26 protein-coding genes are annotated in these 26,055 nt (G+C 64.7%); 9 read left to right on the forward strand and 17 right to left on the reverse strand.

What is annotated here, in order from left to right:
* Nucleotides 1-34: 34 nt before the first annotated feature.
* From AC1TXO_RS19735 to AC1TXO_RS19745, 3 genes are read right to left on the reverse strand one after another with little or no spacing between them, the layout of a single operon-like run.
* Nucleotides 35-556 (reverse strand): DUF2937 family protein, encoded by a 522-nt coding sequence (locus AC1TXO_RS19735; protein ID WP_486403289.1) that lies wholly within the window; start codon nt 554-556, stop codon nt 35-37.
* Nucleotides 557-564: 8 nt separating this feature from the next.
* Entirely contained in the window at nt 565-1,332 is a 768-nt protein-coding gene (locus AC1TXO_RS19740) for a class II glutamine amidotransferase (protein WP_486403290.1), read from the reverse strand.
* Between the two features lie 16 nt (nt 1,333-1,348).
* Entirely contained in the window at nt 1,349-1,855 is a 507-nt protein-coding gene (locus tag AC1TXO_RS19745; protein ID WP_486403291.1) for an MFS transporter, read from the reverse strand.
* A gap of 108 nt (nt 1,856-1,963) precedes the next feature.
* On the opposite strand from AC1TXO_RS19745, the gene AC1TXO_RS19750 reads away from it, so the two are divergent.
* Together AC1TXO_RS19750 and AC1TXO_RS19755 are read left to right on the forward strand one after the other, a co-directional pair.
* Complete coding sequence (locus AC1TXO_RS19750) at nt 1,964-4,006, forward strand: S9 family peptidase (protein WP_486403292.1); 2,043 nt, start codon at nt 1,964-1,966, stop codon at nt 4,004-4,006.
* 78 nt (nt 4,007-4,084) lie between these two features.
* Nucleotides 4,085-4,558 carry a cyclic nucleotide-binding domain-containing protein gene (locus AC1TXO_RS19755; protein WP_486403293.1) on the forward strand — a complete coding sequence of 158 codons (474 nt, stop codon included), beginning with the start codon at nt 4,085-4,087 and terminating at the stop codon, nt 4,556-4,558.
* Here the strand turns inward: AC1TXO_RS19755 and AC1TXO_RS19760 are convergent.
* Nucleotides 4,555-4,824: a hypothetical protein gene (locus AC1TXO_RS19760; protein WP_486403294.1), complete on the reverse strand. Its 270-nt coding sequence runs from the start codon at nt 4,822-4,824 to the stop codon at nt 4,555-4,557. The two genes, AC1TXO_RS19755 and AC1TXO_RS19760, sit on opposite strands and share 4 nt — an antisense overlap.
* Before the next feature lie 131 nt (nt 4,825-4,955).
* Here AC1TXO_RS19760 and AC1TXO_RS19765 point away from each other — a divergent pair, with 131 nt between their 5' ends.
* Both AC1TXO_RS19765 and AC1TXO_RS19770 read left to right on the forward strand, forming a co-directional pair.
* Nucleotides 4,956-5,327: a YajD family HNH nuclease gene (locus tag AC1TXO_RS19765; RefSeq protein ID WP_486403295.1), complete on the forward strand. Its 372-nt coding sequence runs from the start codon at nt 4,956-4,958 to the stop codon at nt 5,325-5,327.
* Nucleotides 5,328-5,400: 73 nt separating this feature from the next.
* Nucleotides 5,401-5,871: an RNA methyltransferase gene (locus AC1TXO_RS19770; protein WP_486403296.1), complete on the forward strand. Its 471-nt coding sequence runs from the start codon at nt 5,401-5,403 to the stop codon at nt 5,869-5,871.
* Nucleotides 5,872-5,905: 34 nt separating this feature from the next.
* Here AC1TXO_RS19770 and AC1TXO_RS19775 read toward each other — a convergent pair whose 3' ends face one another.
* The 6 genes from AC1TXO_RS19775 to AC1TXO_RS19800 all read right to left on the reverse strand — a co-directional run bounded on the left by AC1TXO_RS19775 (nt 5,906) and on the right by AC1TXO_RS19800 (nt 13,198).
* Nucleotides 5,906-6,817 carry a DMT family transporter gene (locus AC1TXO_RS19775; RefSeq protein ID WP_486403297.1) on the reverse strand — a complete coding sequence of 304 codons (912 nt, stop codon included), beginning with the start codon at nt 6,815-6,817 and terminating at the stop codon, nt 5,906-5,908.
* 271 nt (nt 6,818-7,088) lie between these two features.
* A complete protein-coding gene (locus AC1TXO_RS19780; RefSeq protein WP_486403298.1) occupies nt 7,089-8,579 on the reverse strand; it encodes an aldehyde dehydrogenase in 1,491 nt (496 codons plus the stop codon).
* A 1-nt stretch (nt 8,580) separates the two neighbouring features.
* A complete protein-coding gene (locus AC1TXO_RS19785; protein ID WP_486403299.1) occupies nt 8,581-9,483 on the reverse strand; it encodes a dihydrodipicolinate synthase family protein in 903 nt (300 codons plus the stop codon).
* Nucleotides 9,484-9,547: 64 nt separating this feature from the next.
* The gene (locus AC1TXO_RS19790; protein WP_486403300.1) at nt 9,548-10,876 is read right to left on the reverse strand and encodes an MFS transporter; all 1,329 of its coding nucleotides are present in this window, start codon (nt 10,874-10,876) and stop codon (nt 9,548-9,550) included.
* Between the two features lie 184 nt (nt 10,877-11,060).
* Nucleotides 11,061-12,380 carry an NAD(P)/FAD-dependent oxidoreductase gene (locus AC1TXO_RS19795; RefSeq protein WP_486403301.1) on the reverse strand — a complete coding sequence of 440 codons (1,320 nt, stop codon included), beginning with the start codon at nt 12,378-12,380 and terminating at the stop codon, nt 11,061-11,063.
* 95 nt (nt 12,381-12,475) lie between these two features.
* Nucleotides 12,476-13,198 carry a GntR family transcriptional regulator gene (locus AC1TXO_RS19800; protein ID WP_486403302.1) on the reverse strand — a complete coding sequence of 241 codons (723 nt, stop codon included), beginning with the start codon at nt 13,196-13,198 and terminating at the stop codon, nt 12,476-12,478.
* A 280-nt stretch (nt 13,199-13,478) separates the two neighbouring features.
* Between AC1TXO_RS19800 and AC1TXO_RS19805 the strand changes: the two genes are divergently transcribed.
* On the forward strand, nt 13,479-16,343 hold the full coding sequence (locus AC1TXO_RS19805) for a dermonecrotic toxin domain-containing protein (RefSeq protein ID WP_486403303.1): 2,865 nt from the start codon (nt 13,479-13,481) through the stop codon (nt 16,341-16,343).
* 141 nt (nt 16,344-16,484) lie between these two features.
* On the forward strand, nt 16,485-16,826 hold the full coding sequence (locus tag AC1TXO_RS19810) for a YgaP family membrane protein (protein ID WP_486403304.1): 342 nt from the start codon (nt 16,485-16,487) through the stop codon (nt 16,824-16,826).
* Between the two features lie 111 nt (nt 16,827-16,937).
* On the opposite strand, the gene AC1TXO_RS19815 is transcribed toward AC1TXO_RS19810, so the two are convergent.
* Together AC1TXO_RS19815 and AC1TXO_RS19820 are read right to left on the reverse strand one after the other, a co-directional pair.
* Nucleotides 16,938-18,146 carry a hypothetical protein gene (locus AC1TXO_RS19815; protein ID WP_486403305.1) on the reverse strand — a complete coding sequence of 403 codons (1,209 nt, stop codon included), beginning with the start codon at nt 18,144-18,146 and terminating at the stop codon, nt 16,938-16,940.
* 41 nt (nt 18,147-18,187) lie between these two features.
* On the reverse strand, nt 18,188-18,637 hold the full coding sequence (locus AC1TXO_RS19820; RefSeq protein ID WP_486403306.1) for a YcgN family cysteine cluster protein: 450 nt from the start codon (nt 18,635-18,637) through the stop codon (nt 18,188-18,190).
* Between the two features lie 147 nt (nt 18,638-18,784).
* On the opposite strand from AC1TXO_RS19820, the gene AC1TXO_RS19825 reads away from it, so the two are divergent.
* Complete coding sequence (locus tag AC1TXO_RS19825; RefSeq protein WP_486403307.1) at nt 18,785-19,378, forward strand: nitroreductase family protein; 594 nt, start codon at nt 18,785-18,787, stop codon at nt 19,376-19,378.
* An 84-nt stretch (nt 19,379-19,462) separates the two neighbouring features.
* On the opposite strand, the gene AC1TXO_RS19830 is transcribed toward AC1TXO_RS19825, so the two are convergent.
* The 4 genes from AC1TXO_RS19830 to AC1TXO_RS19845 form a co-directional block, all read right to left on the reverse strand.
* Nucleotides 19,463-20,395: a D-2-hydroxyacid dehydrogenase gene (locus AC1TXO_RS19830; protein WP_486403308.1), complete on the reverse strand. Its 933-nt coding sequence runs from the start codon at nt 20,393-20,395 to the stop codon at nt 19,463-19,465.
* A 71-nt stretch (nt 20,396-20,466) separates the two neighbouring features.
* Nucleotides 20,467-20,760 (reverse strand): YcgL domain-containing protein, encoded by a 294-nt coding sequence (locus AC1TXO_RS19835; protein WP_486403309.1) that lies wholly within the window; start codon nt 20,758-20,760, stop codon nt 20,467-20,469.
* Nucleotides 20,757-21,890, reverse strand: coding sequence for a ribonuclease D (rnd, locus tag AC1TXO_RS19840; protein ID WP_486403310.1), 1,134 nt, complete (start codon nt 21,888-21,890; stop codon nt 20,757-20,759). The genes AC1TXO_RS19835 and rnd overlap by 4 nt, the downstream gene beginning before the upstream one ends.
* A 103-nt stretch (nt 21,891-21,993) precedes the next feature.
* Nucleotides 21,994-23,631 (reverse strand): phosphoethanolamine transferase, encoded by a 1,638-nt coding sequence (locus AC1TXO_RS19845; protein WP_486403311.1) that lies wholly within the window; start codon nt 23,629-23,631, stop codon nt 21,994-21,996.
* Nucleotides 23,632-23,908: 277 nt separating this feature from the next.
* On the opposite strand from AC1TXO_RS19845, the gene AC1TXO_RS19850 reads away from it, so the two are divergent.
* Nucleotides 23,909-24,145, forward strand: coding sequence for an HP1242/YdcH family protein (locus AC1TXO_RS19850; RefSeq protein ID WP_486403312.1), 237 nt, complete (start codon nt 23,909-23,911; stop codon nt 24,143-24,145).
* Between the two features lie 61 nt (nt 24,146-24,206).
* On the opposite strand, the gene AC1TXO_RS19855 is transcribed toward AC1TXO_RS19850, so the two are convergent.
* Complete coding sequence (locus AC1TXO_RS19855; RefSeq protein WP_486403313.1) at nt 24,207-25,376, reverse strand: trans-sulfuration enzyme family protein; 1,170 nt, start codon at nt 25,374-25,376, stop codon at nt 24,207-24,209.
* A 150-nt stretch (nt 25,377-25,526) separates the two neighbouring features.
* On the opposite strand from AC1TXO_RS19855, the gene AC1TXO_RS19860 reads away from it, so the two are divergent.
* Nucleotides 25,527-25,985 carry an Lrp/AsnC family transcriptional regulator gene (locus AC1TXO_RS19860; RefSeq protein ID WP_486403314.1) on the forward strand — a complete coding sequence of 153 codons (459 nt, stop codon included), beginning with the start codon at nt 25,527-25,529 and terminating at the stop codon, nt 25,983-25,985.
* The last annotated feature ends 70 nt before the right edge of the window (nt 25,986-26,055 follow it).

Here is a 26,055-nt window from a genome sequence, read left to right on the forward strand (position 1 = left end):
GAAGTGCCGGTGACGGCAACACAATTCCTGCAACCTAGCGCCAGCTTTCCTTCACCGCCCGGCGCCGCCCACCCAGGGCCAGCCAGCCAATGCCCAGCAGTACGCTCTCGACCACGAACGCCAACAGGAAGCCGCTGGCAATCCCCCAGCCGATCGCCTCGGGCACCAGCAGGATCTGGTAGCTGTAGCCCTTGAGCGTTTCCTCGCGCAACTGCGGATCGGCCTGCGCCAGCACATGCCAGCTGCGACTCGCCCAGTTGCCCTGCAGCGCCTGCCACTCGTTCTCCAGCAGCTGGCTGCGGATCATCAGGCTTTCGATGCTGTTGGCATCACTGTTGAACACCGGGTCGTCACTGGTGCGGTAATGGCGCACCAGCGCCTGCAGGTCGCCCTTGAAGAAGCGCTCGGCGGTTTCCTGGAAGCCCGCCAGCGCCTCGCGCGACTCGAGCATGTGCGCCTCGACCCGCTGGCTGTAGTCCTTGACCAGCCCGGGTACCTGGACCCCGGCCAGCAAGCCGAAAGTGAACAGCAGCAACCGCAGGTAACTTCTGAACATGTCCGTCCTCAGCCCTTGGCGACGCACTCGCCGTGCCGCCACAAGGCCCACTGACCGGGCTCGTAGCGCTGCCAGGTCTCGTTCTCGGTCAGGGCCTCGGTGGCGATCACCGTGACCACGTCGTTGGGGGTGGTTTCAGACTGAAAATCCACGATCAGGTCGACATCCTTCAACCGTGCGGCACCAAAAGGTGCGCGACGGGTGATGTGCACCAGCTTGGTCGAACAGTAGCAGAACAGCCAGTCGCCATCGCTGAGCAGGCAGTTGAAAACGCCCTTTTCGCGGTAGCCGGCACACGCCTCGACCAGCACCGGCAACAGCGCCTCGACTTCGACCGGCTCGGGAAACGCCGCGCGCACGCGGTTGAGCAGGTCGCAGAAGGCCGCTTCGCTGTCGGTGTCGCCAACCGGACGATAGTAGGTTTTCTGCGCGGTGAAATCGGCCAACTGACCATTGTGCGCGAAGCACCAGTTGCGGCCCCACAGTTCACGCACGAACGGGTGGGTGTTGGACAGGCAGACCTTGCCGACGTTGGCCTGCCGGATATGGCCGATCACCACTTCGCTCTTGATCGGGTAGCGCTGCACCAGGTTGGCCACCTCCGACTCGCTGCTCGCGGCCGGGTCCTGGAACAGCCGCAGGCCGCGCCCCTCATAGAAGGCGATGCCCCAGCCGTCGCGGTGCGGACCGGTACGCCCGCCACGCTGCATCAGGCCGGTGAAACTGAAGACGATATCGGTGGGGACGTTGGCACTCATGCCCAGCAGTTCACACATTGGCCGGCGCTCCGTCCTAGACCCGTGGCTCGACGCGACCGCCGCCATTGCCCGGACGGCGCAATGCAGCGGCGGGAGGCGCTTCGCGGTAGCGGTCGCGGCGGTCGGCGACCGGCGCATCGGCCATGACCACGTCGTCCTCGGCGGCCCGGCGCTTGGCCGCTGCCTCGGCCTGTTCACGGCGCTCGCGGGCGCGCTTTTCCAGCGGCCAGCGCAGCAGCACGAACAGCAAGTACAGGCCGAAGGCGATCATGCCGTACATCGCCAGGTCCGAAGCCGCGCGCCAGGCGTTGTTGCCCACCTTGAACGCCAGGTCCAGGGCGGTGATGGCGATGGCCGGGGCGAAGCTGTCCTTGACCGGGTCGACGATGGTGGGGGTGAACAGCAGCACGGCGACGATCACCCGCAGCGGCTCGCGCAACCAGCGCCACATCCAGCCGGTGAACTTGAAGGCCACCAGCAGGCAGCCCAGGGCGGCGACAGCGTAGAGGCCCCAGGCCAGTGTGTAGTCTTGTTCGATCATGGTGTCCGTGCAAGGCAGGCAAAGAGATGCCTATGATAAACACTTTTACGGGCACAGGCGCCTCTTCCCGCTCGAGGCCGGCACCGCCACCCCACCACGAGACCGTCAATGCATACCAGACCCAAGCCCCCCATCGCCCGCCAGGCCCAGGCCGCCGATCCCTACGCCTGGCTGCAGGAACGCGACACCCCCGAAGTGCTGGCCTACCTGGAGCAGGAAAACGCCTACCAGCAAGCCTGCCTTGCCGACCAGGCCCCGCTGCGCGAACAACTGTTCGAAGAGATCAAGGGCCGCATCCTCGAAACCGACCTGTCGCTGCCCTCGCCCTGGGGCCCGTACCTCTACTACACGCGCACCACGGCGGGCGACGAATACCCGCGCCACTACCGCTGCCCGCGCCCGGCCGACGACAGCAACCGCGTCGACGAAAGCGCCGAGCAACTGCTGCTCGACCCCAACGCCCTGGCCAACGGCGGCTTCCTGGCCCTGGGCGCATTCAACGTCAGCCCCGACCACCGCCTGCTGGCCTACAGCCTCGACACCAGCGGCGACGAAATCTACACCCTGTATGTCAAGGATCTGGACAGCGGCAGCGTCACCACCCTGCCCTTCGACGACTGCGACGGCAGCCTGACCTGGGCCAACGACAGCCGCACGCTGTTCTTCGCCGAACTGGACGACACCCACCGCCCATGGCGCCTGCGCCGCCACACGCTGGGTGAAGGCGACGCCCACACCGTGTTCGAGGAACCGGACGGGCGCTTCTTCCTGCATTGCTACCGGGCCAGCTCCGAGCGTCAGCTGGTGCTGCTGCTCAACAGCAAGACCACCAGCGAAGCCTGGGTGCTCGATGCAGCCACGCCGCTGGCCGACTTCACCTGCCTGGCGCCGCGCGTCGAAGGCCACGAATACTTCCCCGACCACGGTCAGCTCGACGGTCAGTGGCGCTGGTTCGTGCGCAGCAACCAGGACGGCATCAACTTCGCCCTGTACCACGCGCCAGCCGACCAGGTGCCCGAGCGCACGCAGTGGCAGGTACTGGTGGAGCACCGCGACGACGTCATGCTCGAAGGCCTGAGCCTGAACGCCTCGGCACTGTCGCTGAGCCTGCGCGAAGGCGGCCTGCCGATCATCGAAGTGCGCCCGCAAGGCCTGCAGGCCTATCGCGTCGAGCTGCCGGACGCCGCCTACAGCCTCTACGTGCAGGACAGCCTGGAATTCTCCAGCCCGCGCATTCGCCTACGCTACGAGGCGCTCAACCGTCCGGCCCAGGTCCGCCAGCTGGAACTGGCCAGCGGCGAGCAGCAGGTGCTCAAGCAGACCCCGGTGCTCGGCCGCTTCGATGCCGACGACTACGTCAGCCAACGCCTGTGGGCCACGGCCAAGGACGGCACCCAGGTGCCGATCAGCCTGGTCCGTCGCCGCCAGGACCTGGACCGCGACGTGCCGCTGTACCTTTACGGCTATGGCGCCTATGGCGAGAGCCTCGACCCCTGGTTCTCCCACGCCCGCCTGAGCCTGCTCGAACGCGGCGTGGCCTTCGCCATCGCCCATGTGCGCGGCGGCGGCGAGCTGGGCGAAGCCTGGTACCGGGCCGGCAAGCAGGAACACAAGCAGAACAGCTTCGACGACTTCATCGCCTGCGCCGAACACCTGATCGCCCAGGGTGTGACCCGCAGCGAGCGCCTGGCCATCAGCGGCGGCAGCGCCGGTGGCCTGTTGATGGGCGCAGTGCTCAACCAGCGACCGGAGCTGTTCCGCTGCGCAATTGCCGAAGTGCCGTTCGTCGATGTGCTCAACACCATGCTCGACCCGGACTTGCCGCTGACCGTCACCGAGTACGACGAATGGGGCAACCCCGAAGAGCCTGAGGTGCACGCACGGATCAAGGCCTATGCGCCGTACGAGAACGTCAAGGCCCAGGCCTACCCGGCCATGCTGGTGGTCGCCGGCTACAACGACAGCCGCGTGCAGTACTGGGAGGCCGCCAAGTGGGTGGCGCGCCTGCGCACCTGCAAGACCGACGACAACCTGCTGCTGCTCAAGACCGAAATGGGCGCCGGCCACGGCGGCATGAGCGGCCGCTACCAGGGCCTGCGCGACGTGGCCCTGGAGTACGCGTTCGTATTCAATGAGCTGGGTGTGGTGTAAAACGCGTTTTTTGTTGTCATAGCGTTCTCACATGCCCCTCAGGGGCATGTGGAATCTCTCAAATACCGGACAACGCACATGCCTGACCCAAGCCTCCTCGGCGCCGAGATCCGCGACATGCTCATGGACTGCGGCCTGTTCGACAACCTGCAGCCCGGCGACTTCCAGGCGGTCGCCGGTTACTTCGCCATCACCACGATGAGCGAGGGCCAGACCATCTTCGCCGAAGGCGACGCCGGCACCTTCATGTGCATCCTGCACCGCGGCGTGGTGTCGGTGCGCAAGACCGACGGCAACGGCCAGCAAGTCGAGATCGCCACCCTGCGCAAGGGCCGCGCCTTCGGCGAAATGGCCGTGCTCGACGGCGAGCGGCGCTCGGCCAGTTGCGTGGCGGCCAGCGACTGCCAGTTGCTGACGCTGGGCAAGGATTCGCTGGACAAGATGCTCAACGACGCCCCGCGCATCGCCGCCCGCATCATCCGCGCACTCGCCGTGGCCCTGTCGAAGCGCTTGCGCATGCAGGACGGCCAACGCCTCTCGCAACAGGTCTAGTCGGTCTTTTTCGGTGGGTCCTGGGACAACCCCGGCAACGGCTGGTCCTTCGGCGGCCCGGGTAACGGCAGCGGCGGCAGCAATGGCGCGCCAGGCTGGCTGCCGCCAGCCTTCGGTGGCGTGCTCGGGGTGATCTGCGGGTAAGGGGTGGGCGTGGGCGTCCCTGGTGCGCCGGGCACCGGGGTGATGCTCCCCGACGGCTGGCCGGCGGCTTCGGCCAGTGGGGCGGCAAGCAGGATGAACGTGGCAAGGATCACAGGCAACATCGGCAACCTCCCGTCCGGAACCTGCCTACAGACTACGCCCAACTGCGCGTTTTTGCCTGTCCGCAAGGCCCGCAGGCGCGCTAGACTCATGCCATAACCGTCATTGCCCTGATAACGAAAAAGGTAACACCATGAGCACGGCCTCCACCTCCGCCGCCACCGCCCGCCTCGACCGCATCCTCGCCGACGCCAAGCGCGACAAGGAAATGGGCTACCGCGACAAGGCGCTGAAAATGTACCCGCACGTCTGCGGCCGCTGCGCCCGCGAGTTCTCCGGCAAGCGCCTGTCGGAGCTGACCGTGCACCACCGCGACCACAACCACGACAACAACCCCCAGGACGGCTCCAACTGGGAGCTGCTGTGCCTGTACTGCCACGACAACGAGCATTCGCGCTACACCGACCAGCAGTATTTCGGCGAAGGCTCGCTGAGCACGCCGAAAACCAACGTGGCCACGCACAACCCCTTCGCCGGCCTGGCCGCGCTGATGAAGAAGGACTGACCGTCGATTCATCCGCCCACGGCGTCGGCAAGCCCGTATAATCGCGCTCTTTTTTTGCGAAGGGCCCCGACTCGTGGCGAACAAACGGTACAGCTGCATCGGCCTGTTCAACCCCAAATCCGCTGAAAACGTCGGCTCGGTGATGCGTGCGGCGGGTTGCTATGGCGTCAACTCGGTGTTCTACACCGGCAAGCGCTACGAGCGCGCCCGCGACTTCGTCACCGACACCAAGCGCGTGCACTACGACATCCCGCTGATCGGCATCGACGACCTGCAGCGCATCATCCCGCTCGGTTGCACGCCGGTGGCGGTGGAACTGGTCGAGGGTGCCCGACCACTGCCCGAGTACACCCACCCGGATCGGGCGATCTACATCTTCGGCCCGGAAGACGGCAGCCTCGACGAAAGCGTGCGCGCCTGGTGCGAAGAGACCATCTACATCCCCACCCAGGGCTGCATGAACCTGGCCGCGACCGTCAACGTGGTGCTGTACGACCGACTGGCCAAGGGCTTGAACACCCGGTCCGGTCCCAAGTTCAAGTAACCGCAGGCAGGGCTGCGGCGCACCCCCGGCAACCTCACGCCATCCGCTCGCTGGCAGGCTTGCCCCAGGCCGACAGCACCGTGGCCAGGATGATCAACCCCGCCCCGGCCAGCATACGCAGCGACGGCGCCTCGGCGAACAGCGCCCAGGCGCAGGCGATCGCGTACACAGGCTCCAATGCCAGGATCATCCCTGCGCTGCGTGCCGCCAGGCCCTTCAGGCTCTTGACGAACAGGTACTGCGAAAGGCCCGTGCAGAACACCCCGAGCAGCGCCAGGTAGATCCAGTCCGCCGTCTGCAAGCCCTGTCCCACCAGGTTGTCCAGGGCCACCGGCAGCACCAGCACCGCCACCACCAGGTTTTGCCAGAACGCCACCTGCACGGCTTTCAGGCCGCTGGCCCAGCGCCGGTTGGCAATCGCCAGCAAGGCGAACGACAGGCCCGAAGCCAACCCCCAGAGCAACCCCTGCGTGCCCTGGTCGAGCAGGTCGAAGGTCGGCACCACCAGCACCAGGCCCAGGCTCACCAGGGCCAGCAGCAGCCATTCGCGCAGGCGGATGCGCTCGCCGAACGCCAGGCAATCGAGCAAGGCGATAAATGCCGGAAAGCTGGCAAAACCCAGGGTCGCCACCGCCACGCCACCGATCTTCACGGCGAGGAAGAAGGTCACCCAGTGCGCGGCCAGCATGGCTCCCGTGAACAGCAGCACGGCGACACGACGGCGGTCCAGCCCCCGGAACAAGGCCCGTCGCTGCAGCAGCGCAACCAGCCCCAGGGCAAGCACGGCGAAGGCGGCACGGCCGAAGGTGATGACGCTGGCATCGGCCTGGATCAGCGCGCCGAGGATGCCGGTCAGGCCGAACAGCACGGCGGCGACATGCGCCAGGATCAGGGCGTTGCGGTGTGACAGTGCAGGGCTGAGCCTGCGGGTCTGGGAGACGATCATGGGCAGTGAACTCGCAAAGAAATGAAAAATGGCGCACGCAGCCATTCCCCCAGGGGCCTGTGCACGGGTTCGGTTTCGTTGGGGGAATGTGTGGCCTGCGGTGATCCGCCAGGCCTGCAGCGCCGCAGCCTTGTCTGGCTCTTGCGAGCCGTGCTGCTTATTCGCTGGTGTTGCAGAAAGGGGTTGGGGTCGGTGTTGGCCGCGAAAAACCCGACACCGCCCCAACGACAAAAGCACTGAACTCCGTCAGAACAGCGCCCTGTCACTCAACTCAGGAAGCATTGATCCAGATGGTCTTGAGCTCCGTGTACTGGTCATGCGCCCATACCGACTTGTCGCGCCCGCCGAATCCGGACTCCTTGTAGCCGCCGAACGGCGTCGAGGCGTCGCCCTCGCCAAAGCAGTTCACCGTCACCACCCCCGCGCGGATCTCGCGCGACAGGCGCAGCGCATTGCGCAGGCTGCCGGTGTAGGCCGAGGCTGCCAGCCCGTAGACCGTGTCGTTGGCCAGTTCGATGGCCTCTTCGATCGTCTCGAAGCTGGTCACGCTCAGCACCGGCCCGAAGATCTCCTCGACGAACAAGCGGTCGTCACGCGCCACGTCGTCGACGATGGTCGGCTGCACGAACACCCCGTCCTGGGTCTCGCCGCCCTGCACCACCTTGAGTTTGTGTTCGGCGGCGTGTTCAAGGTACGAGCGCACCTTCTCGAAATGCGCCTTGCTGACCATCGCGCCCAGGCGATTGTCCGGGTCCAGCGGGTCGCCCAGCTTCCAGTCCTTCAGGTGCTTGCCGATCAGGCCCAGCAGCGCGTCCTTCACCTCCCTGTGCACGATCAGCCGCGACGACGCCGAGCAGTTCTCGCCCATGTTCCAGAACGCACCGGCGGTGACGAACTGCGCCACTTCGTCCAGGTCCTCGCAGTCGTTCATGACCACGGCCGGGTTCTTGCCCCCCAGCTCCAGCACGATGCGCTTGAGGTTGGATTCGGCGGCGTACTTGAGGAACAGCCGCCCGGTGTCGGTGGAGCCGGTGAAGCTGACCATGGGGATGTCCATGTGCCGGCCAATGGCCTCGCCCACTTCACGGCCACCGCCAGGCACCAAGTTGAACACCCCCGCCGGTATACCCGCCTGGTGCGCAAGCTCGGCCACACGCAGGGCGCTGAGGGTGGTTTCCTTGGCCGGCTTGACCACGATCGAGCAGCCTGCTGCCAGCGACGGCGCGATCTTCCAGGCCAGCATCAGCAGCGGGAAGTTCCAGGGCAGCACCAGGCCGACCACGCCGATGGCCTCGCGCACCACCATGGTCACCGCAGCATTGCCCGTCGGCGCGGTGCTGTCGTAGATCTTGTCGATCAGTTCGGCGTGCCAGCGAAGGGTGTGGATGGTCTCCGGCACATCGACATTCTGGCACTCACTGACCGGCTTGCCGCTGTCCAGGCTTTCCAGCACCGCCAGCTCGTGGGCGTTGTCTTCCAGCAACTGGGCGAATTTCAGCAGCACCTGCTTGCGCTCGCCCGGCTGCAGCCTGGACCAGCTGCCGGCCTCGAACACCCGCTTGGCCGCAACGACCGCGAGATCGACGTCCTGCACATCGCAGGCAGCGACCTCGGCCAGTGCCTTGCCGGTGGCCGGATTGGTGGTGACGAACGTGTTGCCCGAGATCGCATCGCGGAATTCGCCGTCGATGAAGGCCTGGGTCCGCGGTTGCAGTTCGGCGGCGATGGCGGCGTATTGGGCTTTGCTCAGCAGTTCACTCATCTCAGGCCTCCCCGGTGATCTGCGCGATGCTGCGCTTGAGCTCGACGACCACGGCCTGCAGCGCCTGCTTCTCGTCGTCATTCAGGTCTTGCAGCGGCTTGCGCACGCCGCCAGTGCGCAAGCCGTTGAGCGCGCAGCCGTATTTGATCGACTGGACGAACTTGCCGCCTTCGAGGAAATCCATCAGCGGCATCATCGCCGCCATGATGCGGCGACCCTTGGCGAAGTCCTTCTCGATCACGCAGGCCTCGTACAGCGCCACATGCTCGCGCGGGATGAAGTTGGAACCGGCGCAGACCCAGCTCTGCGCGCCCCAGGCGAAGAACTCCAGGGCCTGGTCGTCCCAACCGCAGGAAACCTGGATGTTCGGGCGCTTGATCGCCAGGCGATGCAACTGGTTCATGTCGCCGGAGCTCTCCTTGATGGCGACGACGTTCTTCATATCGGCCACGGCATCGAAGAATGCCTCGCCCATGCTCACGCCCATGCGCCCCGGGTAGTTGTAGAGCATGATCGGCAGGTCGGCGGCAGCGTCCACCGCCCTCACGTGCAGGGCGATTTCTTCCTGGGTCGGCAGCGCGTAGGGCGGCGTACCGACCAGCAGCGCATCGGCCTTGATCTCTTTGGCGTGCTTGGCAAAGGCCACCGCGTCCTCGGTGCGGATGCCACCGGTGCCGACGATCAGCGGCAGGCGCCCGTTGAGCACGTCCCGGGCCTGGGCCACCAGCTCGATGCGCTCCTGGCTGGTATGGGCGTAGTACTCGCCGGTCGAGCCGCCGATGATCACTCCGTGGACTCTGGATTCGACCAGATAGTCCAGGACCTCGGCGAAACCTGCCTTGTCTATCGAGCCATCGGCAGCCAGCGGGGTGATGGCCGGGGTGTAGATACCTTCGAATTTCATTTGCGGATCTCCAGTGCAAGCAAAGGTTCGGGCCGCCCGGCGCCAGCCGGGCAACGTTGATGAGTCAGCTCAGGGACGCCGCCTGCTGCAGGTTCAGCGAGCGGGTTTCGGGGGCCAGCGCCCAGGACACGGCCAGGCCCAGCAAGGTCACCGCCGCAGCGGCGTACATGGTGAAAGCGATGCCGTAGCTGTCGAGCACCATCGGCACCAGCCAGGTCCCGATCGCGGCGCCGACCCGCGACAGCGAAGTGCCGACGCCCACCGCGTTGGCACGGATTTCCGTGGGGAACAGCTCGTTGGGGTACACCAGTTGCAGCACCTGGGCACCGCCGATGAACAGCGCGTAGGCACCGAACAGGGTCAGGATCAGCAGTTCGGAACCGGCGTGGAACACGCCCAGGCCCAGCAGCGCCAGCCCCGACCAGAAGAAGCTGTGGATCAGCATGCTGCGCCGGCCCATGCCGTTGATCAGGCGTGTGGCGACGATGCAGCCGACGACGAACAGCAAGGTGATCGCCACCGAACCGAACGATGCCCAGTCGCCCTTGAGATTGAGCGCGCCGAGCACCTTGGGCGCGAATGCGTACACGGCGAACACCGGGATCACCGAGCACGACCAGAACACCGCGACGAACATCATGCGTTTGCCATAGCCGGAGTGCATCAGGTCGAGGAACGACAGCCGCTTCTGCACCGGCTCCTCCGGCAGATTGCGCAAGGAGAAATCCTCGCCATACACGCTGCGGATCACCGCCTCGGCCTCCCGCGCCCGGCCCTTGCTCAGCAGCCAGCGCGGCGACTCGGGGGTGCCAAGGCGGATGACAAACAGCAGCGCGCCGATCAACGCAGGGCTGGCCAGCACCAGGCGCCAGGCATCGTCACCGCCCTGACGCAGCAGGAAGTCCCCAAGGATGTAGGCGAATGCGGCGCCGGCGAACCAGAGAATGGTCAAGGTCGCCAGGCGCGGGCCACGGTTGCGCTTGGGCAGGAACTCCACCAGCAGCGAGGTGGCCACCGGGTACTCGATGCCCACCGCCACCCCGACCACGAAGCGCAGCAGGAACAGCGCCAGCGCCGACTCCACCCAGAACTGGCTGAGCGAGGCGAGGATGAACAGGGTCGGGCCGACGAAGAACACCCGCTTGCGGCCGAAGCGGTCGGTCAGCCAGCCGCCGAAGAAACCACCGAAGAAAATGCCGATCAATGCGGACGCGGCAATCATGCCCTGCCAGAAGCTGTTCAACGAAAGCCCGGCAGTCATCTGCACCATGGCCACGCCGATGATGCTCAGGACATAGCCATCGACGAACGAGCCACCGCCGGAGCGCAGGGTCAGCCACTGGTGAAAGCGATTAAGCGGTACATCTTCGATTGATACATTGTGAGTTGTCATTATTGTCTCCTGTCATCATCGAACGCAGGCCGATTTCAGGACGAACGAACCCGCGACACTGAAAAGACTTTCAGCCCCGTGAGCCCGAAGTTGCACTTCGAACCGAAACAGCACGCAATGGAAACCGCAGGCCGGGTTATCGAACCCAGCGCATATCAAGTTGTTTATAACGCCTTAATTGAACTCAGCTTTCTTGTCCGGCGCGATACTGGCCCCACTTCAGGTTGAAATTGAGACCCAGCGAAACCAGCGGCGCCGGCGGGTTGGCACAGGGTCCCGGTGCATTGAGGACGAACTCGATCAATTCATTCTTCTCACCCGCAAGCCAGTCGCCGAGCAACTTGCCGGTGGCTGTTCCACGGGTCACGCCCAGGCCATTGCAACACAGCGCGGCGTAGACATTGGCTGACAACTCGCCGAAATAACCCATGTGATTGCGCGACATCGCCAGGGCACCGCCCCAGGTATACTCGAACGGCATCCCGGCCAGCATCGGAAAACGCCGGGCGAAGGCATCGCGGTGGCGCAGGGCGAAACGCTCGAGGTACTTGCCGTTGGCCCGCCCATCGGGGTTGAAACTGAAGCTGTTGCGAATCAGCAGGCGGTTGTCCGGGGTGCGCCGCACGGTGGTGCCGAACGGATCGGCCGGAATCAAGCCCCAATAGGGCTTGCCGCCCAGGCGCGCCTGCTCTTCTTCGGTCATGGGCCGGGTCAGGCTGGCGTAGGTGAACACCGGCAGCATCCGCCCCTTGAGGAAGCCGAAGCTCATGCCAAAGGCATTGGTGGTAAGCACCAGCTTGTCGGCGGTAATCGAACCCTGGGCGTGCTTGAGCACGGTCCTGACGCCGTACTGCACCTCGGTGATCGGCGTGTGCTCGTAAAGCGTGACGTTGGCCGGAAGGTTGTCGGCCAGCCCTTTGACCAGCGCCGAGGGCTGGATCAGCGAGGTGCCCGGAGTGAACAGGGCCTTGCGATAGAAGTCGGTGCCGATATGTTCGGGCAACTCGGTCGCCTCGATCATCTGGTACGGCTGGTCGAGCCGGTCAAGGCCCCGGCGGTAGGCCTCGAGCACGGCGATACCACGAGGTTCGATGGCGGCCTGGTACTTGCCGCAGTGCTTCATCTGGCAATCGATGCCATGGCGCTCGACCAGTTCCTTGAGGAACGACTGGCCACTGAGGTTGAGCTTGAGGGTCTTGCGGGCGATGGTGATGTCGCCGATGTAGTCCTCGGCGCCGATGTCGTGGGGCAGGTCGATGGCGAAACCGGCATTGCGTCCGGACGAGCCGAAACCGACCTCCTGGGCTTCGAGCAGCACCACCTGGTCGTCAGGAAAGTGCAGGGCCAGCTGGCGCGCCGCGGCAAGCCCGGTGAAACCGGCACCGACCACGACCCAGCGTGCTGCACTGTGGCCACTGTGCGCGGCCTTGACCATGCGTCCCTTGCTCAGGTGATACCAGCCACAGCCACTGTCATCGGCGGGCAACGAGGTGATCTTTGTCATTTCAGGAACCAGATATTGTTGTTGGCGTCTGTTCCTCATCACGCCCGCCCCGCCCGGCGTCCTGCCGGTGCATGGGGTGGCGGTGAGTGCTGCATCTACATGGCCAGTGCCACTTCCATTCCCTGGGGCGCCGCGTATTCGGCCATGCGGCGACGGGACAGCTCGAAGTGCTCGCGCACCAGCTGCCCGGCGGTTTCGGGATCGCGGCGCTCGATCGCCTCGATCATCTGTTCGTGTTGCACGCAGGCCAGCTCGAGATCGCGCTGCATGTCGTCGGTGGTCGGATGGCGATAGAAGATCTTGCCCAGGCGGGTGTGATCGATCAGCAGGCGGCGCAGGCTGGGCATCAGGTAGTCGTTGTGCGCCATCTTGCCGATCTCCAGGTGGAAGGCGTCGTTGTAGAGCACGCGGTTTTCCACATCCTTCTGTTCGATCGCCTGGCGAAACAGCGCCTGGATCGCCTTGAGCGTCTCGATCTCGCCAGCGCTGGCGTGGGTCGCGGCCAATTGCGTGGTGGCGATGTAGATCAGCGGCGCGGCAAGGAAGAAGCTGTGCAGCGAATCGTGGTTCATCGCCGCCACCCGTGGGGCGCGGTTGGCTTCGAGCTCGATGTATCCCTCAGCAGCGATCTGGCGCAGCAACTCGCGCACCGGCGGTCGCGACAGCCCGAACTCTTCGCACAGGGCCAGTTCGTCCACCACCGCACCGGGCGCCAGCTCCATGCTCAGGATGCGCCGACGCAGTGCCTCGGCGAGCACACCCTTGCGGTCAGGTGGCGCCTCGCTGTTGAGCGGCTGGACATCAGGACTGGCTTTCATGGCGGCCTTCTTGCTGGTCATAGGTCTGTGTCTACAATTTGTATAATGAATATAGGATGGCGTTAGACAATGTGTCTACAGCTATTTCGATGAGTGGTTCAATCATTTCGATACGGTGCCGGATCACTCTTTTTGCATGTCCGAAGCAGACAGAACAGTGCCTGAACACGACATCGCACAAGGCTGCCTGCGCACGCTGCCGGGCCGGCCCCCTAGATAACTACCACCTCGAGCCAGTCATTGCGAACAGGCTACCTGCTCCTCTTTCAGGAGCCTGATCATGACCATTCCGCAATCCACAGAGCGTGAAGCCCTGCGTGCCGTGGCGCGCACTGTCGTCACACAATGCCCCGACCTGCAGCAGCAGGCGCGTGATATCGCCCGACAATTACTGGCCAGGCACTCGCTTGACGATGACCCCGACCAGGTCCATTGGCACCGCTTCATCGACCAGGCCAGCAGCCCGTCGGCCTTCAGCGGCTGGGTACACTACCAGAAGCCGATCCAGAGCCTGACCCTGGTAGAGCTGGTGGTGGAGCGGTTCGGCGCCGAGGACAGCGAGTATGTCGACGCGCTGGACGCCCAGTCGGGCTTCTACCGCGCAGGCGCCGATGCCGACTACTTCGATGAACGCAATGAAGTGCCGATCCTGCCCAGTGAAGCGCTGAAGCTGTTCTGGTCGATCGACCTCGCCACACGTTTCCAGGCCGAGGCCGAGGGGTTCTGGAACGCACACGGCGACGACTACCGGACGCTGGCCAAAGCTCGGGCCATCGCCGAAGTGGTGCAGGCGCAGGCCCATCGCACCCTCACCGATACCGACGCGACCTTCATCCTCGACGCCCTGACCGACAGCAGCAGACCCGACGCCGACCTCGAGATGCTCAAGGCTCGCGTGGTGCCAACTGCCCCGATCGGGTTTCTGCGCATCGGCCAGCACCAGGCGACCGACATCCTGCACCTGCTGAACGACCAGCGGCATTACCTGTACCTTCCTGGCGAAGTTGAGCCCTGGGTGGCTTGCGAGGGTATCGAGGCGCTGCACTGGTGGCTGCTGATGCATTGCAACGAAGCCGACAACCGCGCGCGCTTCGTGCGCCACTTTGCCTTGCGCAGCGCGTTGGCCGAGGACGGCAAGGATCCGCTCAACCACACCCTCGATCTGCTCTACAGCGCCTGGGGCGCCGGAAATCGCGATCTGCTGGTGCCGGTCGGCGAGGCCTTGAACGAGGACCCATTCAGCGCCCTGCAACGTCGCGTGCAGGCGCGGATGCTCGATGACGCCCAGCTCAAGCTGGTGAGCAATGCGACGCTGGGCAAACAACTATGGCTGAACTACCTCGGCACCTTCAGCCGCATCTTCGGCCCGATGGCTGCCGCCGACTGGCCGGTTGCACTGGCCTGCGTGATCGTCGACAGCACAGAAATCGGCCTGCATCTGGACCTGGCGCTGGACAGTCGCAACAGTGCTGCACGCCAGGGCCACTACACCGCCGCCGCCCTGGCCTGCGTCAACCTGTTCTTCGACAGCCTGACGCTGTGGCAAGGGCACCAACCCAGCAGCACAGCGCCCTTGCCCGCACCTGCCGACACCTCCCTCACCCTGCCCGAGGCCGTGCCCGAACGCTTGTACCCGACCGACGACCTGCTCGCGCAACACTTCCAGATGAACAAGTCTCTGGACGGGGTGAGCGCAGGTACGCAAGGGGATATGCAGGGGATCCATACCCTCGACGGGCACTTCTACATACAGCTGCAGGGCGCGGTTTATGAAGTGCGCCGCTCCAGTGCCCTGAACTGCTGGCGAATCGTCGACCCGGCCTCACCCTACGCCTTTGGCCGGCATGCGCTGGTGCGCCTGGGCGAGGACGGAGCGTGGCAGCTTGTGCCGCTGCCCGGTCTGGCTGGCGGCGGCGGCACGCTCGGGCGGCTGCGAGGGGTGGATCCCGTCCCTGCCTACCAACCCCCACCCGGCGGCCCGTATGCCATCCCTCCCGAGCACCGCGAAGCCCTGGCTGCTCATGTCAACGACCCGACCAGCGAGGTGTTCGACGACGATGAATCGCACATCGCCGGTGACAGCGCCGCCAACAATGCCCTGGAAATCTTTCGCGGCAAGCGCGAAGGGTTGGTCATGGATGCCCAGGCCTTCCATCTTTCCCACCCCATCGGCGCATTGCCGCAGGTTCCGAACGTCGATCCACACACCAGCGCACGGAGCATCATCAACAGCCTCCTCGAGGGCAAGGCCGGCCTGGTGCTTGGCGAGGTACACTCGGACACAGGTGCCAAAGGGTTCCTGATCAGGAACCTGCAGAGCTTGCGCAAGGCAGGCGTCACCACCCTGTACATGGAGCATCTGCTGGGAGACTTTCACCAAGCGGACCTGGCAACGACGCTGCTCGAACAGCGCATGCCCGAGAAACTGCAGCAGTGGTTGAAGGCACTCGACCTCGCCCATGGGCTGACCGGCAAGACCAGTTTCACCTACGGCAGGCTGGTCAGCCTTGCCAGCGAAGCAGGTATCCGTGTGGTGCCGCTCGACAACCTGGCCAGCGCACACACCCTGAGCCTCGAAGACCCGGACCTGAATCTGCGCCAGAGCACGCTCAACTATCATGCCTACCTGCGCATCGAGAACGACAGTCCTGGCCGTGGCGCAGGCAAATGGGTGGCCTTGGTCGGGCAGACACATGCCAGTGCCTACCACGGCATTGTCGGCCTGGATCAGTTGCTGGAGGTACCCACGATCCGCTTCGAGGATGTGGAACCTGGAGTTTCCACCCGTATCGAACCTGACCCCGGACTGCTCATACCGGCCTTGGGCAACCAGCCGGCAGACCTGCTGAAAAGCGCCTATGTCCTCAGCACCCCCACGCCGTTCAAGGGGCTCCTGGCCATTGACATGATCAGGCCCACAGGGTTGCTGCCGCACAAGAGCTTCAGGATCAAGCCTTCTGGCGATAGCTGGCTGCTGACGATACGACTCAAGGATAACCAGCAGACCGAAGTCAGGGTCCAGACTGTCGATGACCGTTACCGCATCCAGGTGCCTGGGCTTGGGCCTGTGAACGAGCGTCAATATGACAACCTGGACCAGCTGGTAGAAGACCTGAGGCACTACGGCTTCCAGTTGGTGACGTGAGGTCCGGCCTGTGCGCGAACGATCGCGCCCAGGCCTGCCCGCTGCAATGCATGGCAGTACGAATCGCAACTGGGCAATTGCACTGAACGCGCGCAGCCGGGACAGGGTCAGTTGATTGACCCACTCAAAAGGAGACCGACCATGCTCGATATCCATTCGGCGGCAGACAGGCACGAACACAATGTCCAGGGCTGGGAGCGTGTCAGCTCACTGGCTGGGGGCGCCCTGATGATCAGCAAGGGGATGCGCCACGGCGGCCTGATCGGCCTGCTGCAGGTGGCGGTGGGCGGCATGGCACTGGCCCGGGGCATCAAGGGGCATTGCGCGACCAAGGCCTGGTTGTGCAAGCATCGCGCGGAGTATCGCCGGCTGCACGCCGACATCGAGCGCGGGGCAGCGGACCTGAGGGCGCTCAAGGCCAGTGCCGAGGCGGCGACCCGCACCGTGACGGTAACCGGCAAGGATCCGTTGGCAGGGGTCTGAATCAGCGGAGGCCTTTTCGCGGGCAAGCCCGCTCCCACAGGACCGCCACAGTTTTGAGGGTGGTAGAACGCCTGTGGGGGCGGGCTTGCCCGCGAAGACTTCAGCCCCGGCTCATCGCAACAACTTGCTCTCGAGCACCTCGGACTGCCGCCCAAGCACGCTCTCGCTGATCTGGATGAACTCCTCGGTGCTGACACTGGCCATGCGCATCAGCGCACGGGTGACGTCGTCCAGCGAACGCTTGTCGTGACTGTGCAGGCGAATCTCGCGGTCCAGCGCCTGCAGCAACAGCACCCCCCTGGCCACCTGTGCCGGTTCGGCCCGCTCGCCACGCAAGGTCTTGACCTTGGCGCCGTCCTTCTGCAGGCGCTTTTGCAGCGTCTGGTAACGGTCATCGCTCATCCCGCCGGCCCTGCGCAGCAGCTCGGTGGCGTAGTAGTCGGTCAGGCTCTCGCCCAGCCAGTCGCTGCGATCGCGGTCGTCGATCTGCGCGAACAGTTGTACCAGCTCGCGCAGCAGCGGGCTGCTGCCACTCTCGCCGATCAGCGCACGGGTGCTGTGCAGGTACAGCGAATTGTGTGAAGCCCGTACGCCGCGCCACATGTCGTCGCGCGCGCCGACCACCAGCAGCTTGGGCGGATTGCGCGGGAACACCGCCTGCAACTGCGGCCAGACGAAGGTCATCAGGGTCAGGGTGTCCATGCGGCGCATGCCCTGCCCCTGCGGCGCAGCAACGGTGACTTCGGTGTCGCCCAGGCGCGTGCGGCGGCTGCCCAGTGTGCCGGCCAGCATCCAGCCGCTGGGACGGTCGAACAGGCGCGAGACATTGTCGATGCGGAATTTCTGCTTGCCGATGCGCGGCCAGGCGGTTTCGACGCTCTGCCAGCCGGGCGGCAACTCGAAGGCCAGGCGCGCCACCAGCTCGGTGCCGTCCTGCTGGTCAAGGCGTGCCGGCGGGACCAACTGCTCGCCGCGGAACAACGCCCAGTGCGGCGTGATCCGCGCCTCATGCGCACTGCCGTGCGGTTTCACATCGAGCTGCACCCGATAGCTCAGGCTGGTCTTGCCCGGACCCGGGTGCCAGACACCGCGCGCCTGCTGCACCTGCCACTGGCCGTCGGCCTTGAAGTCGCTGTAGGCACCCTGCCTGCCCAGGTCGAAGTCGAGGCTGCGTACCGCGCTGCCCTCGGCCAGGGTCAGGCGCACCTCGGCCTGGCCGCTCTGGGGCAGCAGGCGCACCTGATAATCGAGGTCGACCTTCTTCGCCCAGGCCGGGAAGCTGGCCGCAAGGCCGAGGACCAACAACAACGGGCGACGCATACAGAAACTCCTTGTTCCCCAGAGGCGGATGGCCGGATGGATCAGCCGGCGCGAAAGATCAGGTGGTCTTCCCAGTCGTCTTCGTCGACGTCGTTCTCGCTGAGCATCCGCCCGGACTGGGAAATGCGCTGCTCATGGACCTGCTCGCGGTCGCCGCAGACCAGGTGATGCCAGGCCGGCAGGTCCTTGCCCTCGCTGACCAGGCGATAGCCGCAGGTGCTCGGCAGCCACTTGAACTGGTCGGCCTTGCCCGGCGTGAGTTGGATGCAGTCGGGCACCTGCTCGAAGCGGTTGGGATAGTCGCTGCACTGGCAGCTGTGCATGTCCAGCAGTTTGCAGGCGATGCGCGTGTAATAGATGCTGTTGTCGTCCTCGTCTTCGAGCTTCTGCAGGCAGCATAGCCCGCAGCCGTCGCAGAGCGACTCCCACTCCTGCGGGTCGAGCTGGTCGAGGGTCTTGCGCCGCCAGAAGGGCGCGGGGTCGGCGATCATCACACGGTTTCCTGCAATCACTTTGAAGGCCGCGGCGCGCGGCGGCGCCAGTCTAGAGCCTGTGCCTGCGCATTGCCATACCGCTTGTCAGCGCCAGGCGGACGCAGTAGCGTTCAGGCTTTGTGCCGATCTTTCGCAGGAGCCTCCATGAGCGCCAATCCCCGCATCGCCGACTACGCCATCAACGAGCAGTTCATCAACCGCTGGTCACCCCGTGCGTTCACCGCCGAACCGATCAGCGAAGACACCCTGCTGAGCTTCCTCGAAGCCGCGCGCTGGGCGCCGTCGGCCTACAACTCGCAGCCCTGGCGCTTCCTCTACGCCCGACGCGACACACCGAACTGGGAACGCTTCCTGCAATTGCTGGTGCCGTTCAACCGCAGCTGGGCGCAGCAGGCCTCGGCGCTGGTACTGATCCTGTCCAAGACCACCTTCGCAGCCCCGGGCGCCAGCGAAGAAACACCGGCCCTGTGGCACACCTTCGACACCGGTTCGGCCTGGGGCCACCTGGCGCTGCAGGCGAGCATCAGCGGCTGGCACACCCACGGCATGGCCGGGTTCGACCAGGACCTGGCGCGCAAGGAGCTGAAGATCCCCGAGGGTTATGTGCTGCACGCGATGGTGGCGATCGGCAAGCTGGGCGACAAGGCCAGCCTGATCGAGGCGCTGCAGGCGCGTGAAGCACCGAGCCCGCGTCGGCCGCTGAGCGAGTTGGCAGCTGAGGGCGATTTCAGCCTGTAAGATAGGATCGCCTTCTTCGCGGGTAAACCCGCTCCTACCGGCCGTGGGAGCGGGTTTACCTGCGATAGGGCCGATACAACGACCTCAATACCCCCGCGAAAAATCCACTTCCCCGCGCAACCCCTGCCCCGCCGCATAGGCCCGCACGTTCTCGACGAACAACCGCGTCATCGCCACCGGCGAGGTCGGCGCCGAACTGTGCCCGGTCAACAACAATCCCCAGGCGGTCCAGAACGGATGGCGCTGGGGCAGCGGCTCCTGGCGGCAGACATCGATCACCGCGCCGGCCAGGTGCCCGCTCTTGAGCGCCTCGACCAGGTCGGCATCGACCACCGCCACACCGCGCCCGGCGTTGATGAACAGCGCAGTGGGCTTGAAGCACTGGAACAGCGCTGCATCGTACAGATCATGGGTGGCCGGGGTATCCGGCAACAGGTTGAGCACATAATCGACCTGGCCGACCAGCCGCGGCAGCGCATCCAGCCCCGCCACTTCGACGAACGGCGCCTGCTCGCGCGGGCTGCTGGCCACGCCATACAGCGTCACGCCAAACGGCAACAGGAACTCGGCAACCCGCTGGCCGATGTCACCGGTTCCGACAATCAGCACCTTGCGCCCTTCCAGGCTGCTGCCCGGCCGGCCATCCCAGCGCCGCTCGACCTGACTCACCAGGCGCGCCAGCACATCGCGCTCGTGGATCAGCATGTAGCTCAGCATGTACTCGGCCATGACCTGGCCGAAGATGCCCACGGCGCGGCTCAGGCGATAGTCGCGCGGCAGGCCGTCGGCCAGCAGCGGCGTGATGCCCGCCCAGGTGGACTGCATCCAGGCCGGCTTGTGGCCCTGGCGCAGCAGGCTGGCGACCAGGTGCGGTTCGCCCAGCCAGATCGGGCAAGCGGGGGCATGGCGCGACAATTCGGCGGAATCGTCACTGGTCAGGACCTCCAGGTCCGGTGCCAGCTCGCCCAACAGGCGAGCGTAAAGGGCATGATCCTGTTCAGCGATCAGAACGCGCATCTCGATGACAACCTTGCAGAACGACGAAAGCGGCCCGTCGGGGCCGCCTGGTAAAGGGGTTCGCGCCCGGCTCAGGCCGGGTCGTTGCGGCGCAGCAGCTCTTCGGGCAGATGCTCGATGTAGTCGTCGTCCGGCGGTGGCATCTGCAGGTGATAGCCCTGGCTGTCGAGATTCTCCAGCACCTTGACGATATCCTCCCGTGCCAGCTTGCGCTCGGGGGTCAGCACCAGGTCGAAGGCATGCACCGGCGTGCCGAAGAACGGCAGCAGGCCTTCAGGCACACGCTCCAGGCCGTCGGCCTTGAGCACATAGAGGTACATCTCGCGCTTGCGCGGGCTCTTGTAGATCGAGCAGATACGTTTCATCGGGTCTCTCCGGCGCCTGCGAGGTCATCGAGCAGGGCCTGGCCCATCCGCTCACGGCGCCAGCCGCGCAGCGAATCGGGCAATTGATAGGGGCCGTTGGGGTAGCCGCTCTTGAGCAGGGCTTCCAGGGCCTTCTTGCGCAGCATCAGCTCAGGGGCGATCTGCAGGCGTTCGCCTTCGGCCTGGCCGATGGCACGCAGGCGCTTGAGAATGCCGGCGGCTTCGATCGGCAGCGGCTCGGGCAGCACCGCCGGCCATTGTTCGGCAGGCAGTTCGGCAGCGCGCTTGATCAGCTCGAGCAGGTGCGCGCCATCCTGGCGGATGGTGCGTGGATGCATCTCCTCGATCCGGGCCAGCGCCGACAGGTTGTCGGGCTGACTCTTGGCCATGGGCCACAGCGAATGTTCCTTGAGAATGCGGTTGCGCGGCACGTCGCGGCTGCGCGCTTCGCGTTCGCGCCAGGCGCACAGCTCACGCAGGACCGCCAGTTGCTGCGGGCCAAGCTTCCAGGCCAGCTTGACGTCACGGTAGAGGGTTTCGGGCTCGACTTCACGGCGCATCTGCGCCACCAGCTCGGCACCGTCCTCGAGCACCCAGGCGTACTTGTCGTCCGACAGGCGCGGGCGCAGGGCGGTGAACAGTTCGGCCAGATGCACCGCATCTTCGGCGGCGTAGCTGACCTGGGTCTCGGACAGCGGGCGTTGCAGCCAGTCGGAGCGGGTTTCGCCCTTGGGCAGTTCGATGCCGAGCACTTCCTGGACCAGGCGCGAATAGCCCATGGAGAAACCGATGTTCAGGTAACCTGCGGCCAGCTGGGTGTCGAACAACGGTTGCGGCAGCTTGCCGGTCAGGCGCAGCAGGACTTCGAGGTCTTCGCTGCAGGCATGCAGCACCTTGACCACGGCGCTGTCTTCGAGCAGTTCGCCCAACGGCTGCCAGTCGCCGATCAGCAGCGGATCGATCAGGCAGGCGCTCTTGCCATCGCCGACCTGGATCAGGCCGGCCTTGGGATAGAAGGTATCGACCCGCATGAATTCGGTATCGACGGCCACGAAGGGCAGCTCGCGCCACGCCCGGCAGCGCTCGGCCAGGGTCTGGTCATCACGGATCCAGTGTATTTCGATGGCCACAAGGCTCTCCCACAAACATTGGCGCGCAGTATATACGGCGCGGGCACTGCTCGTGAAACCCGGGCCTTCCATGGTGGCGATCAGCGGTAACGATGGCGTGCGGTCAATTCCTGGCCGTCAACCAGGGCCTGCACCCGGCAAACATGTCCAGCGACTGCTGGTACACCTCGGTGCGCACCTGCAGCAGACCCAGCATCGAGTGGAACAGGTTGTCCTGGCTCAGCGGCGTGTCACGCATCTTCGCCAGGCAGTCGGTATCGACGGCGAAGTCCTGGCGATAGCTGTCGGAGAACCAGGCCAGCAACGGAATGTGCTTCTGCTGGTCAGGCGCCAGCATGTAGGGGGTGCCGTGCAGGAACAGGTTGTATTCGCCCAGCGACTCGCCATGGTCGGAGAGGTAGATCATCGCCGTGTCGACCTGGTCCTGGTGCTTGCGCAGGGTGTCGATCAAGGACGCCAGCACCTCGTCGGTGTAGGCCAGGGTGTTGTCGTAGCTGTTGACGATGTCCTGCTGGCTGCACTGGTTCAGCGCGTTGCTGCGGCACACCGGGCTGAAGCGCTCGAAGCCTGCGGGATAGCGCTTGTAGTAGTCGGGGCCGTGGCTGCCCATCTGGTGCAGCACCAGCACGGTATCCTTGTCGAGGTTGTCGAGCAGCGCGTCGAGGTTCTGCAGCAGGATCTGGTCGTGGCACTCGCCATCGGCGCACAGGACCGGGTCCTTGGCGCTGGTGAGGTTGACGTAGTTGAATCGATCGCAGGTGCCCTTGCAGCCCGACTGATTGTCGCGCCACTGCACCTCGATGCCGGCGCGGCCGAGAATATCCAGCAGTCCTTCGCGGCGGCTGGCCAGGCTCGGGTCGTAGTCCTTGCGTGCCATCCCGGAGAACATGCAGGGTACCGACACCGCCGTCTCGGTGCCGCATGAATGCACGTCGGTGAAGCCGAGCAGGCCGGCCTCCTTCGCCAGGCGGGGCGTGGTATCGCGGGCATAGCCCAGCACACCGAAGTTCTCGGCCCGGGCACTTTCACCCACCACCAGTACGGTCAGCGACTTGCGCTCATGCTTCTGCCAGGCGGCATCACGGCGGGCGTCTTCGCCGTATTTCTGGAACGGCTTGGCAGCGCTGCCGAGTTTTTCACTGGCGTAGCTGAACGAGGCGCCGACGATGTTGCTCGGGGTGAGCATCAGGTGCAGTTCGTGATGGTTGCGAAACAGCGATGACAGCCCCTGGTAATTGACCAGGCCGATCGAGCCCAGGGCCGCGACGCAGGCGCCACTGACCACCAGCTTGCCCAGCAGTTCGCGGTGCCAGGGACGGTAGTCGATGCGTGCCTTCCAGATCAGCAGTGAAGGCACTACACCCAGCCCGAGCATATAGAGTGCAAACTTCAACGAGAGCAAGTCGCGCACTTCCGCGATATTGGTCTCGGCGACATTGCGGAACATGCCGGCATCAATAAGTACGCCATATTGATTCATGAAGTAGGCGACACCAGCGCCGCTCATGAACAGCAGGATCAATACCGGTTTCAAAACATACTTGAAGGCCAACAACGTCAATATCAGGTTGAACGCGAACAGCATCAGCACGGCGAACGCCAGACCGAGCCACAGCCCAACCATGCCGGGGGGCAGGATGGTTTCCAGGTGTTCCCAGAGGAACAGGTTGAGGCCGATCAGCAGGTAAAGGCTGGCCAGCAGCGTGACCCACTCGGTCCGCAGTGATTTGATTTTCAGCATGGCGTTCGCAATCAGAGTTTGGAAGCGACCAGGAATGCCCGGACGGGCACCTTGGGAAGTTGGCCGAACTTTAGAAAGCGTAGCATCAATTTTTTGTGAAAAAGACGCCAACAATCGGTTGCCAGGCGTCTTTCATGATTAATTAACGTTCATTCAGCTGCCATTCAGCAGCGTTGCGACGCTGCAGCCATTCCCGGCGAACCGCTCCCGCCGTCGGCAAAGGCAGCTATCCTCAAGGATCAGGACTTTTACCAACCCCTGAAACAGAGGTGAAGAGATGCCAGTTCCGCACGATCTGCTAGCCGACCTGCACATTACCGAAGACAAGTTCCAGGCCCTGATCGACAAGGATCAGGAGCTGCACAAGCTGCACAAGGAATACAACGCCAAGGACAAGGAGGTGCTGGCCGCCGAAGGCAACGGCACCAACGACGAGGCGGTCAACCGCCTGCGCAAGGAACGCCTGCTGATCAAGGACAAGATCGAGCGGATCATTCATCCGCCCAAGGGTTGAGGTCGAACATTGCAATGCCATCGCGGGACTCCGACTTGTCCCGCGATGGCGTCAGCCGCCGTTACGCAGAGCCCGCCGCCTGCAACCCCGCCTCCAGGTCCTCGATCAGGTCGCGGTAATCCTCGATCCCCATCGACAAGCGCACCAGGTTCTCGCTGATACCCATCACGCCCTTCTGCTCGGGGCTGAGCGAGTTGTGCGACATGCTCCAGGAGTGGTTGATCATGCTCTCCACCCCGCCCAGCGAATCGGCCAGGACGAAGATCGACAGCGCTTCGACCAAACGATTGACCGCCGCCCGATCCCCCTTCACGCGCAGAGCCACCACTGCACCGCCGGTACGCATCTGACGCTCGCACAGCGCATGCTGCGGATGGCTGGCAAGCCCCGGATAGAACACTTCCTCGACCTGCGGGTGCTGTTCAAGGTACTGCGCCACGCGCAGGGCGTTGGCGCTCTGGCGCTCCATGCGCACATCGAGGGTCTTCAGCCCGCGCAGCGCCAGGTAGCAGTCGAACGGCCCCTGGATCGCGCCCACCGCCATGCTGATCTTGCGCAGGCGCGCCAGCAGCTCGTGGTTGCCCGCCACCACCACCCCGCCGGTGAGGTCGGAGTGACCGCCGATGTATTTGCTCGCCGAATGCATCACCAGGTCCACCCCCAGGGTGATCGGCTGCTGGTTCCAGGGCGAGCAGAAGGTGTTGTCGATGCAGGTGAGGATGCCGCGCTCGCGCGCCATGTCGCACAGCGGCTTGATGTCCACCAGGTGCAGCAGCGGGTTGGTCGGCGACTCCAGCCAGATCATCTTCGTATCTGGGCGGATCGCTGCGGCGACGGCGTCCAGGTCGTTGAGGTCGACGTAGGTGGTGGTCAGGCCGGAGGTGTGCGCACGGTAGTCTTCCATCAGGCGGAAGGTGCCGCCGTAGACGCCGTTCATCACCACTACATGGGCATCTTTGGGCAGCAGTTCGAGCACCGTGGCCGTAGCGCTGACACCCGAGGCGCAGGCGACCGCACCGACGCCCTCCTCCAGCGCCGCGACGCAGGTCTCGTACGCGTGCCGGGTCGGGTTGCTGACACGGCTGTAGGCGTATTCGGGGTTGTCGTCCAGGCCGCGCTTGATGAACGAGCTGGAGGTGACGATGGCCGGGAAGATAGCATTGTCGGCAACGCTGGACTGCTCGCCGGCGTGGATGGTGCGGGTGGCGAAATTGCGCGGTTTTTCGGCCATGGTCGGATCCGTTGACAGAAGGGGCAGGGAGAAAACCGCCACTATCGCATATCCCGGTTCGACCCGCTGCAGCGGCGCCCGCTGTAGCAAGCAATTCCTCGATCAGGCTATTCTCGAGAAACTTTTTCTGCAAAGCCGGCCCCTATCGCCATGGACAGTTTCGACCAGCACATCCTCACCCTGCTCCAGCGCGACGCCTCGATCTCCCTCAAGGACCTTGCCGAAGCGGTCAACCTGACCACCACGCCGTGCTGGAAACGGGTCAAGCGCCTGGAAGACGAAGGCTATATCCGCAGCCGCGTCGCCCTGCTCGACCCCGAGCGCATCAACCTGGGCCTGAGCGTGTTCGTCCAGCTCAAGACCCAGCGCCACGACAGCGCCTGGCTCGAGCATTTCGCCAGGACCGTGACCGGCTTCGAGGAGGTCATGGAGTTCTACCGCATGTCCGGCGACTGGGACTACATGCTGCGCGTGGTGGTCAGCGACATCGCTGCCTACGACCGCTTCTACAAGAAGCTGATCACCAGCACCGAAGGGCTGTCGAACATCACCTCCAGCTTTGCCATGGAACAGATCAAGTACACCACGGCGTTTCCGGTTCATCGGTGAAACGGTCGCGGCAGCGGCCTGGTGCGGCCCCGCTGATCGCTTGATAGATCGGACCTATCAAGCAGTCGGG

The sequence above is a fragment of the Pseudomonas sp. FA117 genome, from assembly GCF_057370475.1.